The sequence below is a fragment of the Pseudomonas sp. 2848 genome (assembly GCF_003253945.1).
Taxonomy (GTDB): domain Bacteria; phylum Pseudomonadota; class Gammaproteobacteria; order Pseudomonadales; family Pseudomonadaceae; genus Aquipseudomonas.
The window spans coordinates 118,743-135,767 of the sequence record NZ_QKZD01000001.1; the positions used below are offsets into that span (position 1 = coordinate 118,743).

Genomic DNA, 17,025 nt, shown 5'->3' on the forward strand with positions numbered 1-17,025 from the left:
ATTCGCTTCTGGCCTAGGGGGCCGACTTTTACAATGGGCTCGTTGTCGAGGAACTCTTGCCCATGAATCCTGCATTACTGAAGAAGACCCTACGCCTTTTCGCCGAACTGACGGTGTTGCTGGCGCTGTTCCTGATCGGTGGCCAGCTGGCCGCCTGGCTCGCCTGGCCGATTCCTGGTGGCGTGATGGGCCTGGCGCTACTGCTGGCACTGTTCGCCACCGGCCTGCTCAAACCCGCCACGCTGCAATTGGGTGCCGGCTGGCTGATGGCCGAGATGCTGCTGTTCTTCATTCCAGCGCTGATGAGCCTGCTGGACTACGGCAGCCTGCTGCGCAGCGAGGGCTGGCGCATCCTGCTGGTGATCGCGCTGAGCACCCTGCTGGTGATGGTGGTCACCGCGATCACCGTCGAGCTGGTGTGCCGTTGGAGGTTGCGCCATGAGCCTTGAACCCATGCCGCTGTTCTGGTTGGCCCTGACCCTGGGCGCCTACCTGGGCAGCCGCTGGCTGTACCGGCGCAGCGGACGCTACCTGCTGTCGCCGCTGATCCTGGTGCCGGCCTTGCTGCTGGCGGTGGCCGTGCCGCTGCACACCGCCTACGCCGAGTACGCCCGCAACACGCATTGGTTGATGGGCGTGCTGGGCCCGGTCACCGTCGCGTTCGCGGTGCCGATCTGGCAACAACGGGCACTGCTGGCGCGGCACTGGCCGGCGCTGCTGGTCGGCATGCTCGCCGGCAGCGTGGCTTCCATCGGCAGCTCCTGGGCGCTGGCGCACCTGCTCGCGCTGGACGATACGGTCAGCCTGTCGTTGCTGCCGCGCTCGATCACCACACCGTTCGCCATGCCCGTGGCCCAGGACCTGGGCGGCGTGCCGGAGCTGACGGCGGTGTTCGTGATGTTTACCGGGGTGCTCGGGGCGATGTTCGGCGGCATTCTCCTGCGTTGGCTGCCCTTGCGCACACCGCTGGCACGGGGCGCTCTGTTCGGTGTCGGCGCCCATGGCGCGGGGGTCAGCCGCGCCCAGGAAGTCGGGCGCGAGGAAGGCTCGGTGGCCGGCCTGGTCATGGTTCTGACCGGGCTGCTCAACCTGTTGGCCGCGCCGTTGCTGATGAGGTTGATCTGACCGTTCGTGCCACTGACTCGCACGGTCATCAGGCTGGCTGCCAAGGCGACTTATCACCTTCGTATAGCCTTCTAGACTGAGCCTCGACATAGAGAGCACATGTATGTGCCGAGGTGACATGCAATGAACGCAGCCTTGCCCTCTTCCGACACGTATCCACCGGGACGACCGTGATGCCACTGGCCGAAATTCCATTGTGCGTCTGGCGCACCCGGAGCCAGGGTTTCACTTTCCGGGGCCAGAGCATCCGCTACTGGACGGCAGGGCAAGGAGAGCCCCTGCTATTGCTTCACGGTTTCCCCACGGCCAGCTGGGATTGGCACTACCTGTGGGCACCCCTGACCCAGCGTTTTCGCGTGGTGGCCTGCGACATGCTTGGCTTCGGCGATTCGGCCAAGCCTGCGGACCACGACTACAGCCTGCTCGAACAGGCCGACCTGCAGCAGGCCTTGCTGGCGCACCTGCACATCGACCAGCCGGTGCACCTGCTGGCCCACGACTACGGCGGCAGCGTCGCCCAGGAGCTGCTGGCCCGGCACCACGAACGGCGGCTCGAGGTGGCCAGTTGTGTGTTCCTCAACAGCGGGCTGTTCCCCGAGAGCTGCCGGGTGCTGCTGGTCCAGAAGCTGCTGCTCAGCCGCCTGGGCTGGCTGGTCGGGCGCTCGTTCGGGCGCGACGACCTGGTGCGCAACGTCACCCAGGTCTATGGCCCGTGCACCCATCCCAGCGAGAGCGCCCTGGATGACTACTGGAGCCTGATCGCTTCCAACCGTGGCCCACGGATCCTGCATAAACTGGTCAGCTTCCTGCCGGAGCGCCGGGCCCAGCGCGAACGCTGGGTCGCCGCGCTGCAACGCCCGGGCGTGCCGCTGCGCTTCATCAATGGCGCGGTCGATCCTTTGTCCGGCGCGCACATGGTCGAGCGCTACCGGGAAATCGTCCCGGATCCGGACACCGTGGTGCTGCAGGGCATCGGCCATTACCCGCACACCGAGGCACCGGTGCAGGTGCTGCGCCACTACCTGGCCTTTCGTGAACAACCGATGAGTTATGTACCGCTGAAGGTTGCCTGGTCCTGACCGGGCGATCATCGCCGGGCGTTATCAAGCGGCATTCGCCACGGTGCGCTTGATTGCCCGGCCCCGGCGGCTGGCGGAGACTGCGTTGCATCCCTTCATTGCCAGGAGCCTTGAGCATGAGCGAACCAGTACGTCTGCAGGATCGAGTGGTGATCGTCACGGGGGCCGGTGGCGGCCTGGGCCGGGCCCATGCGCTGCTGTTCGCCGCGCGCGGCGCCCACGTGGTGGTCAACGACCTGGGTGGGTCTACACATGGTGAAGGCGCCAACGCTTCGGCGGCCGACCGCGTGGTGGCGGAGATCCGCGCCGCGGGCGGTTCGGCGGTCGCCAACCATGACTCGGTCACCGATGGCGCGCGCATCGTCGAGCAGGCCCTGGACACCTTCGGCCGGGTCGATGTGCTGGTCAACAACGCCGGCATCCTGCGCGACAAGACCTTCCACAAGATGGAAGACAGCGACTGGGAGCTGGTCTACCGCGTGCACGTCGAAGGCGCCTACAAGGTTACCCACGCGGCCTGGCCGCATCTGCGGGCGCAGAACTGGGGGCGGGTGATCTTCACTTCGTCCACTTCGGGCATCTACGGTAATTTCGGCCAGGCCAACTACGGCATGGCCAAGCTCGGCCTCTACGGATTGACCCGGACCCTGGCCATCGAGGGCCGCAAACACGGCATCCTGGTCAACGCCATCGCCCCGACTGGCGGCACGCGCATGACCGAGGGGCTGATCCCGCCACAGGTGTTCGAGCGGCTGCAGCCCGAGTTGATCAGCCCGTTGGTGGTGTATCTGGGCAGCGAGCAATGCCAGGACAGCGGCGAACTGTTCGAGGTGGGTGGCGGCTGGGTGGGCAAGGTGCGCTGGGAGCGTAGCCAGGGCGTGGGCTTCGATCCGCGTGAAGGGTTTACCCCCGAGCAGGTGGCGGACAGTTGGGCGCGGATCGGTGATTTTGAAGGCGCGCAGCACCCGCTGGACAGCCTGCAGGCGTTGCAGCAGATGATGGCGAACCTGCAGAAGTATCCGTTGGGTTGATTGGCGCCGACCTTGCGATTCTTGCAGAAATAAAAAAGGCCGCTGCAATCGCAGCGGCCAATCGAGACGTTAGATCAAGGAGCTTCAAAATCAACGTCGGTGAACCTGGGCGGGCGCGAAAAGCAGGGGGGAGAGCCCTTCGTGCCGGCCAGTGAGATCAGAATAAGCGCATGATCCCGTGGGAAAAATAGCCGCTTATGACATTCACCTTTACGTTTCGAGTAAAAGTGCGAGGCGAACTATAGGCTGCTCTCGCAGGAAAAGTCCGTAATGCTTTGTAAGCCCTTTCACTGATCCGCGCCGTATCCCATTCGCCAGCTGGTGGCCTGGGTGGCGGCGAGCAGGCGCCGGGCGGCCGGGCCGTGCTCGTCGGCGTGGAAGATCGAGGTCGGACCGACCACGGTCATCACTGCGGCGACCTGGCCCATGGCGTTGAACACCGGCGCGGACAGCGCGTCCACCCCCGGCATCAGCAAACCGTGCACATGGTGCAGGCCGCGCTGGCGGATCTGTTCGAGCAAGGCGGCATAGTCGTCCGCCGTCTGGCCGAGCGCTGCCAGTTCCCGGTCGCGTAGCTCCACGGTCTCGCGCTCGGGCAGGTGCGCGGCGAACACCAGTCCGGTGGACGAGCTGAGCAACGGCAGCACCGAGCCGATCTGGGTTACCACCGTCACTGCCCGCACCGCCGGCTCGATGCTCACCACGGTCGCGCCCTGGTTGCCCCACACGGCGATGAAGCAGCTTTCGTTGAGCTCGTCGCGCAATTGCGACAGTGGCAGCGCCGCCACCTTCAGCACATCGATGCTGCCCAGGGCCGCCATGCCCACCCGCAACGCCTCGCGCCCCAGCCCGTAGTGGTTGGTGGCCGGGTCCTGTTCGGCGAAGCCGCTGGCGATCAGCGCCTGCAGGTAGCGGTGCACCTTGCTCGCCGGCATGTCGACATGTTCGGCCAGGCGCGACAGCGAGGTGGAGGGGGAAAGTTCGGCCAGGGCCTTGAGGATGTCGGTGCCGACTTCCGCCGAGCGGACCTTCTGTTTGCCGTTGTCGGCACTGCTGTTGGCTTTGGCCATGAGTGTGTAGGTCTGTTCTGTTTTTAACGGAATGGCGCCTTTATAGCTTGACGCTTACGGGCTAGCAAATTACGTTTGTCGTAATTCGATTACGATAAAAGCAACGCAGACGTGCTGCCGCCCTGGGTGCCGGTTTCAGGATCGGGCCTGCAGCCAATCGCCCATCATGGCTCCTAGAAGCCCGGAGGCTCCGAGATGACCCGCGACACCTCACCCGAACTGGCCTACCTGAGCGGCTTCGGTAACGAATTCGCCAGTGAATCCCTGCCCGGCGCCCTGCCGGTCGGGCAGAACTCGCCACAGAAAGCCCCCTATGGTCTGTACGCCGAGTTGCTGTCGGGCACCGCGTTCACCATGACCCGCAGCGAGCTGCGCCGTACCTGGCTGTACCGCATTCGCCCATCGGCCCTGCACCCACGCTTCGAGCGCCTGGAGCGCCAGCCGCTGAACGGGCCGTTGGGAGGCGTCAATCCCAACCGCCTGCGTTGGAGCCCGCAACCGATCCCGTCCGAACCGACCGACTTCATCGACGGCTGGCTACCGATGGTGGCCAACTCGGCAGCGGAGAAACCGGCCGGCGTAAGTATCTACATTTACCGCGCCAACCGTTCCATGGAGCGGGTGTTCTTCAACGCCGACGGCGAGTTGCTGCTGGTGCCCGAGCAAGGTCGCCTGCGCATCGCCACCGAACTGGGCGTGCTTGAGGTCGAGCCGCTGGAGATTGCGGTGATCCCTCGGGGCATGAAGTTCCGCGTCGAGTTGCTCGATGCCCAGGCTCGCGGCTACATCGCCGAGAACCACGGCGCGCCGCTGCGCATCCCGGATCTAGGCCCGATCGGCAGCAACGGCCTGGCCAACCCGCGTGATTTCCTGACCCCCGTCGCCCACTACGAAGTGAGCACCGGCCCTGTGCAACTGGTGCAGAAGTTCCTCGGCGAGCACTGGGCTTGCGAGCTGCAGCACTCGCCCTTGGACGTGGTCGCCTGGCACGGCAGCAACGTGCCTTACAAGTACGACCTGCGCCGCTTCAACACCATCGGCACGGTCAGTTTCGACCACCCCGACCCGTCGATCTTCACCGTACTGACCTCGCCCACCAGCGTGCATGGCATGGCCAACATGGACTTCGTGATCTTCCCGCCGCGCTGGATGGTGGCCGAGAACACCTTCCGTCCGCCATGGTTCCACCGCAACCTGATGAACGAGTTCATGGGCCTGATCCAGGGCGCCTACGACGCCAAGGCCGAAGGCTTCCTGCCCGGCGGCGCTTCGTTGCACGGGGTGATGAGCGCCCACGGCCCCGATGCCGAGACCTGCGACAAGGCCATCTCGGTAGACCTGGCACCGCACAAGATCGACAACACCATGGCCTTCATGTTCGAGACCAGCCAGGTGCTGCGCCCGAGCCGCCAGGCCCTCGAAAGCCCGCAGTTGCAGGCCGACTACGATAGTTGCTGGGCCACCTTGCCGAGCACCTTCAACCCGAACCGGAGATAACCGATGAACCACACCGCCATTGCCCGCAGTTGGGTCGAGCACGCCAACGGGCACCGCGACTTCCCGTTGCAGAACCTGCCCCTGGGCATCTTCAGCCGCCCAGAGCAGGCGCCACGTTGCGGCGTGGCCATCGGCGACGCGATCCTCGACCTCGAGGCCGTGCTGGCCGCCGGGTTGTTCGAGGGGGCGGCCAAGGCTGCCGTCGAAGCCACCGTCGGTGGTGCGCTGAATGCCTTCTTCGCCCTTGGTCGCGAGGCCCGTGTTGCCCTGCGCGAGCGCCTGTTGGTGCTGCTGGGCGAGGGTAGCGAGCACCAGACGGCCCTGAAGGCCGCGCTGTATCCGGCCGATGAATGCCAGCTGCACCTGCCGGCGAAGATCGGTGACTACACCGACTTCTACGTCGGCATCGAGCACGCCAAGAACGTCGGCAAGCTGTTCCGCCCGGACAATCCGCTGCTGCCCAACTACAAGCACGTGCCGATCGGCTACCACGGCCGCGCCTCGACCATCCGCCCGTCCGGCACCGACGTGCGCCGCCCCAAGGGCCAGACCCTGCCGGCGGGTCAGACCGAGCCGAGCTTCGGCCCTTGCGCGCGCCTGGACTACGAGCTGGAACTGGGCATCTGGATTGGCCAGGGCAACGACATGGGCCAGCCGATCCCGATCGGTGACGCTGCCGAACACGTGGCCGGCTTCTGCCTGCTCAACGACTGGTCGGCGCGCGATATCCAGGCCTGGGAGTACCAGCCGCTGGGCCCGTTCCTGTCCAAGAGCTTCATCACCACGGTGTCGCCATGGGTGGTCACTGCCGAGGCCCTGGAGCCGTTCCGTTGCGCCCAGCCGGCCCGTCCGGAGGGTGACCCGCAGCCGCTGTCATACCTGCTGGACAAGCGCGACCAGGCCGCCGGCGCCTTCGACATCGAACTGGAAGTGCTGCTGCTGACCGAACGCATGCGCGAGCAGAACCTGCCGGCGCATCGCCTCACGTTGAGCAGCACCCGCAGCATGTACTGGACCGTGGCGCAGATGGTCGCCCACCACAGCGTCAACGGCTGCCAGCTGCAACCGGGCGACCTGTTCGGCTCGGGCACCCTGTCGGGCGCGGCGCCAGGCTCGTTCGGCAGCCTGCTGGAGATCACCGAAGGCGGCAAGCACCCGGTGGAACTGGCCAGCGGCGAAGTGCGCAAGTTCCTCGAGGACGGCGACGAGATCATCCTGCGCGCCCGTTGCGTGCGCGATGGCGTGGCCAGCATCGGCTTCGGCGAATGCCGTGGCACCATCGTCGCGGCCAACTGAGGAGGGCAGGGCGATGGAACTGTTCACCTACTACCGCTCCACCTCGTCGTATCGGGTGCGCATCGCCCTGGCGCTCAAGGGCCTGGATTACCAGGCCCTGCCGGTGAACCTGCTCAAGGGCGAGCAGCGCGGGGCGGACTACCTGGCGCTCAATCCGCAGGGGCGGGTGCCGGCCCTGCGTACGGACGCTGGCGAGTTGCTGGTGCAGTCGCCGGCGATCATCGAATACCTGGAGGAAGCCTTCCCGCAAACGTCACTGCTGCCCCGTGCGCCCGAAGCCCGGGCCAGGGTGCGCGGCGTGGCAGCGATCATCGGCTGCGATATCCACCCGTTGCACAACGTCAGCGTGCTCAACCAGCTGCGTCAGTTGGGGCACGACGAGGCACAGGTCAACCAGTGGATCGGCCACTGGATCGGCCAGGGGCTGGCGGCGGTGGAGCAACTGATCGGCGATGAGGGCTTCTGCTTCGGGGCGACGCCCAGCGTGGCCGACGTCTACCTGATCCCACAGTTGTACGCGGCAGAGCGTTTCAACATCGACCTCGGTGGCTACCCGCGCATTCGCCGGGTGGCCGCCCTGGCTGGGCAGCACCCGGCCTTCCATCAGGCCCACCCGGCGAGGCAGCCCGACACGCCCGACTGATCGCCACCGCCCGCACCTGCACTCATAACAACAAAAGACAGGGACCTTGCGATGCACAACCAGATAGCCAGCTTTCGCGCGGCGCTCGACGCGCGCCCGGTGTCACCCTACCAGTGGCGCCTGCTGCTGCTGTTGATCCTGTTGTTGGTCACCGATGGTTATGACGCCCAGGTGCTGGGCTATGTGATCCCCGCGCTAGCCCAGGACTGGGGCCTGGAAAAGGCCGCTTTCGGGCCGGTGTTCAGCGCCAACCTGCTGGGGCTTACGGTCGGTTCGCTGGCGGTCACGCCACTGGCCGACCGCTTCGGTGTGCGCCGGGTGCTGCTGTGCTGCGTGCTGCTGTACGCCAGCCTGACGCTGCTGATGGTGTTCGCCTCTTCCCTCGACAGCCTGATGCTGGCGCGCTTTCTCTGCGGTATCGGCATGGGCGGCGCGATGCCCAGCGCCATGGCGCTGATGGCCGACTACGCCCCGCCTCGACTGCGCACCCTGATGGTCACCCTGGCGGCCTGCGGCTTCTCCCTGGGTGGCGCTGCTGGGGGCTTCGTCGCTGCGGGCTTCATCGATCATTACGGCTGGCAGGCAGTGTTCCTCGCTGGCGGCGTGGCGCCCTTGCTGCTGTTCCCGTTCCTGGCGCTGTTCCTGCCTGAATCGCTGCCGCGCCTGCTGCGCGACGCCCCGCCCTATGCGCGGTTGCAGCGGGTCACCGCTCGCCTGCTGCCGGGCTGGCAGGTACCGGCGGCGCGCATCGCCAGCGACGAGCCGGCGGACAGCAAGCTCACCGTGGTGGCGCTGTTTCGCGAGGGGTTCGCCCGGCCCACGCTGCTGCTGTGGAGCACCTTCTTTGTCAGCCTGATCCTGTTGTACTTCATGATCAGCTGGCTGCCGTCGCTGCTGCAGGAAAGCGGGCTGGCGCTGAACCAGGCCAACCTGGTTACCTCGCTGTTCCTGTTCGCCGGCACCTTCGGCGCGGTGTGCCTGGCCTGGTGCGCCGACCGCATGGCCAACAAGGCTCACCTGCTGGCGGGCGTGCTGCTGGGCGCAGCGCTGTTCAGCGTGCTGGTTGGCCTTAACCATGACGACCCGCGCTGGCTGGTGCCCAGTGTGTTCGCCGCCGGGTTCTGCATCATTGGCGGGCAGTTGACGCTCAATGCCTTCGTCAGCAACTTCTACCCGGCCCAGGTGCGCGCCACCGGCACCGGCTGGGCCCTGGGTGTCGGGCGCTTCGGCTCGATCCTCGGACCGTTGCTCGGCAGTCTGCTGCTGACGTTGCACATGCCAGTGGAGCAGATCTTCTTCTTCTGCGCCGTGCCAGCGCTGCTCGGCGCGCTGCTGATCAGCCGGGTCCGCGCACCGCAGCCGCGCGAAGCGACGGTCAAGGGCGAGGCATTAATGGATTGAACGTTTGCCGTTGGGCAACTGACCGAGGCGTTCCGTGAGTTTCAGGCGCTGCACCGGGTCGTCGGTCAGCAGCAGGGCGTGCTCCAGGTCGAAGCGCTCTGCCTGGGGACAGTCCAGGTGCTGGTACAGCGTGGCCCGGGCCAGGTAGTCGCCGACCTGCACCGGGCCCAGTTGCATGACCCGCTCGGCATCGATCAGCGCCGCGAGGTCGTTGTCGTTGCTGATATGCAACTGGCGAAGGTTGCGCGACAGGCGCTGGAGCATCTGCATCGGTGAGGCGCTTCGCAGGTGTTCGGCGGTCAGCGGCAGCTGTGGGCCGAACTGGCGAGCGAGCAGCTCGCGGCAGTCGTTGGGGTACAGGCGCCGGCCACCACAAGGGTCGAGCAGGTGGTCGGCACCGGGTACCCGCAGCAGGAAGTGGCCGGGAAAGTTCACGCCTTCCAGGGGGATCGACAGCCGCCGTGCCAGCTCCAGGGCAAGGATTGCCAGCAGCAGAGGTTGGCCGCGCCGACGTTGCAGCACCTTGTCCATCAAGGCCACGTGCGGGCGCAACGGGTGGTACTCGTCCTGCTGGTAGCCCAGTGCGTTGAGCTGGCGCAGCAACGGCTGGGCCAGTTCGTTGACCGGCAGCATCGGCAGGCTGGTGCTGACTTCGCGTTGCAGCTCATGCAGCCTGGCCAGGCTGGCCGCGGGCTCGACAGTGCGATCATGCTCGGCGGCTATCCACAGCGCGGCTTCCAGCAGGGCGACCGGCTCGCGTTCCAGGCAGGCCAGGCAGGCTTGGCGTGGGTTCATGGGGCTTCTCCATCACGCTTAACTTGTAGCCCTGGCGCGGCTTTTCGTCCAGTGGTCCGCCCGCGCGGTGTGCGGCCTTGACCTGTTTATACTGGTAGAAGCACCTCTCGGGGGAGCCCGTCGATGTTCGCGCTCATGCAAAGCACCCGCACCCAGTCACTGCACCTGTTCATCGACCCGCCCACGGGTCTGAAGGCCGTGGTGGCGATTCACAGCGAACAACTGGGCCCGGCCATGGGCGGCTGTCGCTACCTGCCCTATGCCGACGACGAGAGCGCCATGACCGATGCCATCCGCCTGGCCCAGGGCATGAGCTACAAGGCAGCCCTGGCTGGCTTGCCGATGGGCGGCGGCAAGGCGGTGATCGTGCGCAATCCGCATGTGGAAAACCGTGCAGCGCTGTTCGAGGCGTTCGGGCGCTTCGTCGACACGCTTCAGGGGCGTTTCATCACCGCGGTGGACAGCGGCACCTCGACCCTCGACATGGACTGCATTGCCCAGGCCACTCCCTACGTCACCAGCACCACCGCCTCGGGCGATCCTTCGCCCCATGCGGCGCTGGGCGTGTTCGCCGGCATCCGCGCCACCTCCATGGCCAGGCTTGGCAGTGACAACCTGGAGGGGCTGCGAGTGGCGGTGCAAGGGTTGGGCAACGTCGGCTATGCGCTGGCCGAGCAACTGCATGCGGCGGGTGCCGAATTGCTGGTCAGCGATCTGGATGCCGGCAAGGTGCGCCTGGCCGTGGAGCAGCTCAATGCCCACCCGGTGGCCCATGAAGCCTTGCTCAGCACGCCGTGCGATATCTTCGCGCCGTGTGGCGTTGGGCCGGTGTTGAATGGGCAGAGCGTGATGCAACTGCGTTGCGCGGCAGTGGCGGGTTCGGCGAACAACCAGTTGACCACGCTGCAGGTGGCCGACCAGCTGGAGAGCCGGGGCATCCTGTATGCGCCGGACTACGTGATCAATGCCGGTGGGTTGATCTATGTGGCGCTGACCCATCGGGGCGAGGGGCTGGGGACCATTACCGCGCACTTGGCGCGGATACCGTCGCGGCTGACCGAAGTGTTCGCCCATGCCCAGGCGGAGAAACGTTCGCCGGCACGGGTGGCGCAGATGCTGGCGGAAAGATTGTTGTACGGCTGAAAGCCATTTCGCGGGGCAAGCCCGCTCCCACAAGGCCCGCATCCACGGAAAACCTCGTGGGAGCGGGCTTGCCCCGCGATGGAGTCATTATTCCACCGAGCCGCCTTCGAGCAGCTCCGCCAGCGCATCGGGCTGGCTCTTGAATGCCCGGGCGAACACATCGCGGTTCTTGGCCATGTAGATGCCGGCTTCCTCTACCTGCTGCTCGCTCATCGAAGGCACGGCCTTATGCAGTACCTCGGCCAGGCGTTCAGCCAGTTCGAGCATCTTGTCGTGACGGTCTGCTTCGGCCTTATCCATGAACAAGCGCTCCGGGTTGCGGCTGCTGCGATACACCACTTCGACGGCCATTCATCACCTCTGTGCCTTTTTGCTGATTGGGTTGCGGACAACTGTATTTTTATACAGTACATCGCCAGGCCATCACCCTGCAACCGCAATGATGGCCAGGCAAACTGAAAATCAGCGTAGCCCACAGGTGCCCTGCGGCAATCGACCGCCTTCCAAGACAGGAGCCATGGCCCTTTAACTGCATGGCACCAGACCTTCAGTATCAGGAATCGAACATCGTGAACATCAAATGGGCAGAAAAGCTGCGCAAGGGCCTGCACGGCTCCGCCGACTCGCTGGGCAACCTGTGTGTGGAGGCCTTCCACTACCTGGCGCTGTTCGGTATCGGCGCGATCACCGCCTATGCGGCGGTGGTGACCTTCCTGGACATGCTGGGCAAGGGCGGGGTGAGCGTGGATGACATCCTGCTGCTGTTCATCTACCTGGAGCTGGGGGCGATGGTGGGGATCTACTTCAAGACCAACCACATGCCGATCCGCTTCCTGCTCTACGTGGCAATCACCGCGCTGACCCGCCTGCTGATCGGCGATGTCTCGCACCACAAGGCGCCGGATGTCGGCTTGCTGTACGTGTGCGGCGGTATCCTGCTGCTGGCCTTCGCCATCCTGGTGGTGCGCTATGCGTCGTACCGCTACCCGTCGACCAAGGCGCTGGATGCCAGCGGCAAGGAAGTGGACGAGGGCAAATAACCCTCAGTTTGCCAGGCCGACGACAGGGACACGGCGCTCGCCCTGCGCGGGGCGGGTCAGGGCTGCGAGCACTTCCAGCGGGTTTTGCCCCAGCTCGATGGCCAGGCCCAGGCGAATGCTGTCGATGACTCGTTGCAGACGCACCGGGTCGTTGCGCTGGGCCTGGCTGATCAGGCGCTTGGCGACCACGCCGCTGTCGTCGGAGAGGGTCAGCATGATGCTGCCGTCCAGGCGTTCGATGCTCAGGTTGACCCGGTACTCCGGTGCGAAGGCGGCGCTGATCTGATCGAAGGGATTGTTCATGGTCGGGTTCTGCAGTGAATGATTGCAGAAGTTGACCGGGCTCGGCCGAGGTTGGTTCAGGCCCGCTGATCGGTGAGCAACGAAAACGCCCGGCGCAAGGCCGGGCGTTCTTGTCTGAACCATTGTCGGTCAGGCGTCTGGATCACTCAGTTCCAGGACGCCGCGCTTGCTACGCAACTTGCCGTAGAAATGCTCCAGGGCGTGGTTCAGCTTGCTGGCCGCGCCATCGACGGCGTGCTCCAGCGAAGTGGCGGTGTGGGTCACGGAAATCGGCTGGTGACCTTTAGGGCGAGCCTCCATCTGGCAGCGTTTGTCGTGGGGACCGGGCTTGGCGCCGTTTTCGTCACGCAGGTGGACTTCTATGCGGGTGAGGTCGTCCTCGTAACGTTCGAGGCTGCTTTGCAGGGTACTGCGGACCCATTGGTCGAGACGGATGTTGCCTTCGATATGGTTGCTGCTGTTGACCTGGATTTGCATGATTCAATCCTTATTCAGCTTGCTCGCGAGAGGCGCGCCTAGGCCACTGAGGGCGTTGGTTTTCCTGCGCCTCTTGACTCTAAAGTCAGGCAACTGTCGGATGAATTCAAGCCCTTTCTGAAAATAAATTTCCTGTTGCAAATCGCTCTGCTCACAACGATGACGGCCGATCACTGCAATCAATAATGCTGGGCCATCCGCCAGGCGGCCCCTAAGCTCAGGCGCATTTCCTCACCTGTCGGGAGCGCCGCATGTCTAGCAACCCTCTGTTCCAGCCCTTCACCCTCGGCACCCTCGATCTGCCCACCAGAGTGGTCATGGCACCGATGACCCGCACCTTCTGCCCCGGGGGCGTGCCCCATGACGCAGTAGTCGACTATTACCGTCGCCGCGCCGCCGCCGGGGTCGGGTTGATCATCACCGAGGGCACCACGGTCGGGCACAAGGCCGCCAATGGCTACCCCAATGTGCCGCGCTTCCATGGCGAAGATGCCCTGGCCGGTTGGAAGCGTGTGGTCGACGCGGTCCATGCCGAAGGCGGCCGTATTGTGCCGCAACTATGGCACGTGGGCAGTGTGCGCCGCCTGGGCACCGAGCCGGATGCCGAGGTGCCTGGCTATGGCCCGAGCGGCAAGGAGAAGGATGGCCAGGTACTGGTCCAGGAGATGAGCCACGACGACATTCGCGAGGTGATCGCCGCCTTCGCCCAAGCCGCGCGCGATGCCCAGGCCATCGGCATGGACGGTGTGGAAATCCACGGCGCCCACGGCTACCTGATCGACCAGTTCTTCTGGGAGGCCAGCAACCGTCGCGACGACGAATACGGCGGCGACCTGGCAGGACGCTCGCGTTTCGCCATCGAACTGATCCAGGCCGTGCGCCAGGCCGTGGGCGCGGATTTCCCGATCATCCTGCGCTTCTCGCAATGGAAGCAGCAGGACTACAACGCACGCCTGGTGCAGACTCCCGAGGCCCTGGCAGCGTTCCTCAAGCCCTTGTCCGAGGCGGGTGTGGATATCTTCCACTGCTCTACCCGGCGTTTCTGGGAGCCAGAATTCGAGGGCAGCGAGCTGAACCTGGCCGGCTGGACCCGCCAGCTCACCGGCAAGCCGACCATCACCGTGGGCAGCGTCGGCCTGGATGGCGAGTTCCTGCAGTTCATGGTCGCTACCGACAAGGTGGCCAAGCCGGCCAGCCTCGAAGGCTTGCTGCGTCGCCTGCAGGACCAGGAGTTCGACCTGGTGGCTGTGGGCCGCGCCTTGCTGGTGGATGCCGAATGGGCGCGCAAGGTTCGCGAGGGGCGTGAGGGAGACGTGCTGCCGTTCAGCCGTGAGGCGCTGACGAACCTGGCTTGATCACCAGGGGCGGCGTCTGTTCGCGGGTGCTCTGCAACTCGCGGCAGGCTCCGTACAGGTAACCCTCGAACTGTTCGATGATCGCCGGCCAGCCCTGGCGGCTGGCGTGCTGGCGGGCATTGAGGCGCACCCGGCGCAGGGTCTCGCTTTCCTCCAGCAACCAGCAGGCGGCGTCGATGAATGCCGCCTGGTCACCCGGCATGGCCAACGCACCGCTATGGCCGTGGCGGATGTGCTGGGCGGCGGCGGCTTCATCGTAGGCGACCACGGCAAGGCCCGAGGCAAGCGCCTCGAGCACCACGTTGCCAAAGGTCTCGGTCAGGCTCGGGAACAGGAATAAATCGCCGCTGGCATAGTGCTCGGCCAGTACCTCGCCGCGCTGCGCACCGCAGAACACCGCATCGGGCAACTGCTGTTCGAGCTGGCCGCGCAGTGGGCCATCGCCGACGATCACCAGGCGCAGCCGCCGGTGCGGGTAGGCCTTGAGCAGGGCTTCCATGCAAGGGCGCAGCAAGGCCAGGTTTTTCTCTGCGGCCAGGCGTCCGACGTGCAGCACGGCCAGGTCATCCGCGCCCAGCCCCCACTGCCCGCGCAGGGCCTGGCTGCGCCGTGCCGGGTTGAACAGGCCGGCATCGACCCCGCGGGCCATCAGGCCAAGGCGTTCGAAGCCGCGGCGTTCCAGTTCCAGGCGCTGGCTGATGCTGGGCACCAGGGTGATGGCGGTACGCCGATGAAACCAGCGCAGGTAGTGGGTGAGCAGCCGCGACAGCAGCCCCAGGCCATACTGCCCCGAATACTGCGCAAAGTTGGTGTGAAAGCCACTGACCACCGCCACGCCCAGGCGCCGGGCAGCGCGCAGGGCGCTCAGGCCCAAGGGGCCTTCGGTGGCGATGTACAGCACGTCCGGACGCTGCCGACGCCAACGACGCCATAGCTTGTGCATCGACACTTCGCCCCACTGCAGGCCGGGGTAACCGGGCAGTGGCCAGCCACGGCACAGCAGCAGTTCGTCATCGTTGCCCGTTGCGCTGTCGGCGGCCTGTCGCGGGCGGATCAGTTCGACCTGATGCCCGCGCTGGCGCAGCCCCTCGCTGAGGCGGCCGAGGGTGTTGGCCACGCCATTGATCTCGGGTGGGAAGGTTTCGCTGACCAGGGTGATGCGCAAGGACGGTGTGTTCATGGCAAAAAGTGTCCGCCGCCCCCATTGCGGCCATATGACGCCTTTGTGACGTGCGGATGACGCCTGATTCCCGGCAGTTTCATCCGTATGAATATTTCCTTGCAACGCACTCAAGAACTCTCGGGACGCAGCCGATGCAGATGCATTCGACTACGGGAATTCGCTCCGGGAGAGCGGCCATGTTCAACAGCAAACTGAAGAAAGAAATCCAGCAACTGCGCGAAGAACTGATGTCCATCGAGCAGGTCAAGAACAGCCTCGACAGCGAGATGCTGGTGCTCCAGCTCGACCCACAGGGGCGCATCGAGTCGGTCAACGGCAACTTCGAGGCCGAAATGGGCTACCGCGCCGAGCAGCTCATCGGGCGCAATATCGAGGAGATCGTCCCGGCCCATGTGAAGAAGCTCGATTTCTATCAGCGCATGAAGCACGCCATCACCCGGGGCGAGCACCTCAACGGCGCCTTCCGCCTGCTGCGTGGCAACGGCGAAGAGGCCTGGCTGCGCTCGATCCTGCAACCGGTCAAGGACAGCGACGGGCGCATCAAGTACTTCTCCCTGCACTCCAGCGACCTGACCCGCACCATCGAGACCTCCCGCGAGCATGAGAGCCTGATCAAGGCCCTGATGCGCTCCACCGCGGTGATCGAGTTCAACCTCGAAGGCCAGGTGCTGACCGCCAACGACCGCTTCCTGCAGACCATGGGCTACACCCTCGATCAGATCCGTGGCAAGTCGCACCGCATGTTCTGCGAGCCGGAAGAAGCCAACTCGGCGGGCTACCAGGAGTTCTGGAACAGGCTGCGCCGCGGCGAATTCGTTGCCGAGCGCTTCAAGCGCATCGATGCCCATGGCCGCGTGGTGTGGCTGGAGGCCTCGTACAACCCGATCATCGACGCCCATGACGTGCTCTACAAAGTGGTCAAGTTCGCCACTGTGATCACCGACCAGGTCAACCAGGAACTGGCCGTGGCCCAGGCCGCCGACATCGCCTACACCACCTCGCTGGAAACCGACGACAGCGCGCGCAAGGCCACCGACGTGGTAACCCAGACCGTCGAGGTGATGCGTGGGCTGGAGGGCTCGATGCAGGAAGCCGCCGAGGGCATCCAGGCACTGGACAAGCAGTCGAAGGTGATCGGCGCGATCATCAAGACCATCAGCGACATCGCCGGGCAGACCAACCTGCTGGCGCTCAACGCCGCCATCGAAGCCGCACGGGCCGGCGAACAGGGCCGTGGTTTCGCCGTGGTCGCCGACGAAGTGCGCCAACTGGCCTCGCGCACCAGCAGCGCCACCGAGGAAATCGCCAAGGTGGTGCAGCAGAACGAACAGCTGGCCCAGGCCGCGGTGGACATCATCGACACCAGCAAGCGTCAGGCCGAGCAGGGCCTGGCCTTGGCCGCCGATACCGGCGGGGTGATCGTCGAGATCCAGGAAGGAGCGAAGAAGGTGGTGGATGCAGTGGGGCAGTTTTCCAGCCAGTTAAGCCACTGATCCGTTCAGCGTCTTGCTTAGCTGCCGCGGCGAGACGGCTGCTACAGAGGGTTGCGCTGTGCCTGTGGGAGCCGGCTTGCCGGCGAAAGGGGCG

At 65.4% G+C, this 17,025-nt stretch carries 17 protein-coding genes and 2 pseudogenes; 13 read left to right on the forward strand and 6 right to left on the reverse strand.

Going from position 1 to position 17,025, the window contains the following annotated elements:
* Positions 1-62: 62 nt before the first annotated feature.
* The 4 genes from DFS21_RS00610 (at position 63) to DFS21_RS00625 (ending at position 3,235) form a co-directional block, all read left to right on the forward strand.
* Positions 63-449, forward strand: a complete 387-nt coding sequence (locus DFS21_RS00610) for a CidA/LrgA family protein (protein ID WP_110700631.1) — start codon at positions 63-65, stop codon at positions 447-449.
* On the forward strand, positions 439-1,125 hold the full coding sequence (locus tag DFS21_RS00615; protein ID WP_110700630.1) for an LrgB family protein: 687 nt from the start codon (positions 439-441) through the stop codon (positions 1,123-1,125). Before DFS21_RS00610 ends, DFS21_RS00615 begins: the two co-directional genes overlap by 11 nt.
* Before the next feature lie 173 nt (positions 1,126-1,298).
* A complete protein-coding gene (locus DFS21_RS00620; RefSeq protein WP_110700629.1) occupies positions 1,299-2,204 on the forward strand; it encodes an alpha/beta fold hydrolase in 906 nt (301 codons plus the stop codon).
* A gap of 116 nt (positions 2,205-2,320) precedes the next feature.
* Positions 2,321-3,235, forward strand: a complete 915-nt coding sequence (locus DFS21_RS00625; protein WP_110700627.1) for an SDR family oxidoreductase — start codon at positions 2,321-2,323, stop codon at positions 3,233-3,235.
* A gap of 287 nt (positions 3,236-3,522) precedes the next feature.
* Here DFS21_RS00625 and DFS21_RS00630 read toward each other — a convergent pair whose 3' ends face one another.
* Entirely contained in the window at positions 3,523-4,305 is a 783-nt protein-coding gene (locus tag DFS21_RS00630) for an IclR family transcriptional regulator (RefSeq protein ID WP_110700625.1), read from the reverse strand.
* A gap of 195 nt (positions 4,306-4,500) precedes the next feature.
* On the opposite strand from DFS21_RS00630, the gene hmgA reads away from it, so the two are divergent.
* Genes hmgA through DFS21_RS00650 form a run of 4 tightly spaced genes read left to right on the forward strand, consistent with a single transcriptional unit; the run spans position 4,501 to position 9,142 of the window.
* Positions 4,501-5,802, forward strand: coding sequence for a homogentisate 1,2-dioxygenase (hmgA, locus tag DFS21_RS00635; protein ID WP_111531686.1), 1,302 nt, complete (start codon positions 4,501-4,503; stop codon positions 5,800-5,802).
* A 3-nt stretch (positions 5,803-5,805) separates the two neighbouring features.
* Positions 5,806-7,098: a fumarylacetoacetase gene (gene fahA / locus DFS21_RS00640; RefSeq protein ID WP_111531687.1), complete on the forward strand. Its 1,293-nt coding sequence runs from the start codon at positions 5,806-5,808 to the stop codon at positions 7,096-7,098.
* A 13-nt stretch (positions 7,099-7,111) separates the two neighbouring features.
* Positions 7,112-7,741, forward strand: a complete 630-nt coding sequence (maiA, locus tag DFS21_RS00645) for a maleylacetoacetate isomerase (RefSeq protein ID WP_110700619.1) — start codon at positions 7,112-7,114, stop codon at positions 7,739-7,741.
* Between the two features lie 51 nt (positions 7,742-7,792).
* Positions 7,793-9,142, forward strand: a complete 1,350-nt coding sequence (locus DFS21_RS00650; RefSeq protein ID WP_110700617.1) for an aromatic acid/H+ symport family MFS transporter — start codon at positions 7,793-7,795, stop codon at positions 9,140-9,142.
* Here DFS21_RS00650 and DFS21_RS00655 read toward each other — a convergent pair.
* Positions 9,131-9,937 (reverse strand): SirB1 family protein, encoded by an 807-nt coding sequence (locus DFS21_RS00655; RefSeq protein ID WP_110700615.1) that lies wholly within the window; start codon positions 9,935-9,937, stop codon positions 9,131-9,133. The genes DFS21_RS00650 and DFS21_RS00655 overlap by 12 nt on opposite strands.
* 123 nt (positions 9,938-10,060) lie before the next feature.
* Between DFS21_RS00655 and DFS21_RS00660 the strand changes: the two genes are divergently transcribed.
* The gene (locus tag DFS21_RS00660; protein WP_094010269.1) at positions 10,061-11,080 is read left to right on the forward strand and encodes a Glu/Leu/Phe/Val dehydrogenase dimerization domain-containing protein; all 1,020 of its coding nucleotides are present in this window, start codon (positions 10,061-10,063) and stop codon (positions 11,078-11,080) included.
* 87 nt (positions 11,081-11,167) lie between these two features.
* Here DFS21_RS00660 and DFS21_RS00665 read toward each other — a convergent pair whose 3' ends face one another.
* A complete protein-coding gene (locus tag DFS21_RS00665) occupies positions 11,168-11,431 on the reverse strand; it encodes a YebG family protein (protein ID WP_111531688.1) in 264 nt (87 codons plus the stop codon).
* Positions 11,432-11,649: 218 nt separating this feature from the next.
* Between DFS21_RS00665 and DFS21_RS00670 the strand changes: the two genes are divergently transcribed.
* On the forward strand, positions 11,650-12,120 hold the full coding sequence (locus DFS21_RS00670) for a phosphate-starvation-inducible protein PsiE (protein WP_031315617.1): 471 nt from the start codon (positions 11,650-11,652) through the stop codon (positions 12,118-12,120).
* A gap of 3 nt (positions 12,121-12,123) precedes the next feature.
* Here DFS21_RS00670 and DFS21_RS00675 read toward each other — a convergent pair whose 3' ends face one another.
* Complete coding sequence (locus DFS21_RS00675; RefSeq protein ID WP_110700611.1) at positions 12,124-12,423, reverse strand: DUF3509 domain-containing protein; 300 nt, start codon at positions 12,421-12,423, stop codon at positions 12,124-12,126.
* A 129-nt stretch (positions 12,424-12,552) separates the two neighbouring features.
* Positions 12,553-12,900 carry an HPF/RaiA family ribosome-associated protein gene (locus DFS21_RS00680; protein WP_110736870.1) on the reverse strand — a complete coding sequence of 116 codons (348 nt, stop codon included), beginning with the start codon at positions 12,898-12,900 and terminating at the stop codon, positions 12,553-12,555.
* 251 nt (positions 12,901-13,151) lie between these two features.
* Between DFS21_RS00680 and DFS21_RS00685 the strand changes: the two genes are divergently transcribed.
* On the forward strand, positions 13,152-14,255 hold the full coding sequence (locus tag DFS21_RS00685; RefSeq protein ID WP_110700609.1) for an NADH:flavin oxidoreductase: 1,104 nt from the start codon (positions 13,152-13,154) through the stop codon (positions 14,253-14,255).
* Here DFS21_RS00685 and DFS21_RS00690 read toward each other — a convergent pair.
* The gene (locus tag DFS21_RS00690; protein ID WP_110700608.1) at positions 14,224-15,435 is read right to left on the reverse strand and encodes a glycosyltransferase family 1 protein; all 1,212 of its coding nucleotides are present in this window, start codon (positions 15,433-15,435) and stop codon (positions 14,224-14,226) included. The two genes, DFS21_RS00685 and DFS21_RS00690, sit on opposite strands and share 32 nt — an antisense overlap.
* A gap of 269 nt (positions 15,436-15,704) precedes the next feature.
* On the opposite strand from DFS21_RS00690, the pseudogene DFS21_RS27145 reads away from it, so the two are divergent.
* A pseudogene (locus DFS21_RS27145) lies at positions 15,705-16,337 on the forward strand (PAS domain-containing protein); the annotation flags it as partial.
* 174 nt (positions 16,338-16,511) lie between these two features.
* Positions 16,512-16,931: pseudogene (locus tag DFS21_RS27150) on the forward strand (methyl-accepting chemotaxis protein); the annotation flags it as partial.
* Between the last annotated feature and the right edge of the window lie 94 nt (positions 16,932-17,025).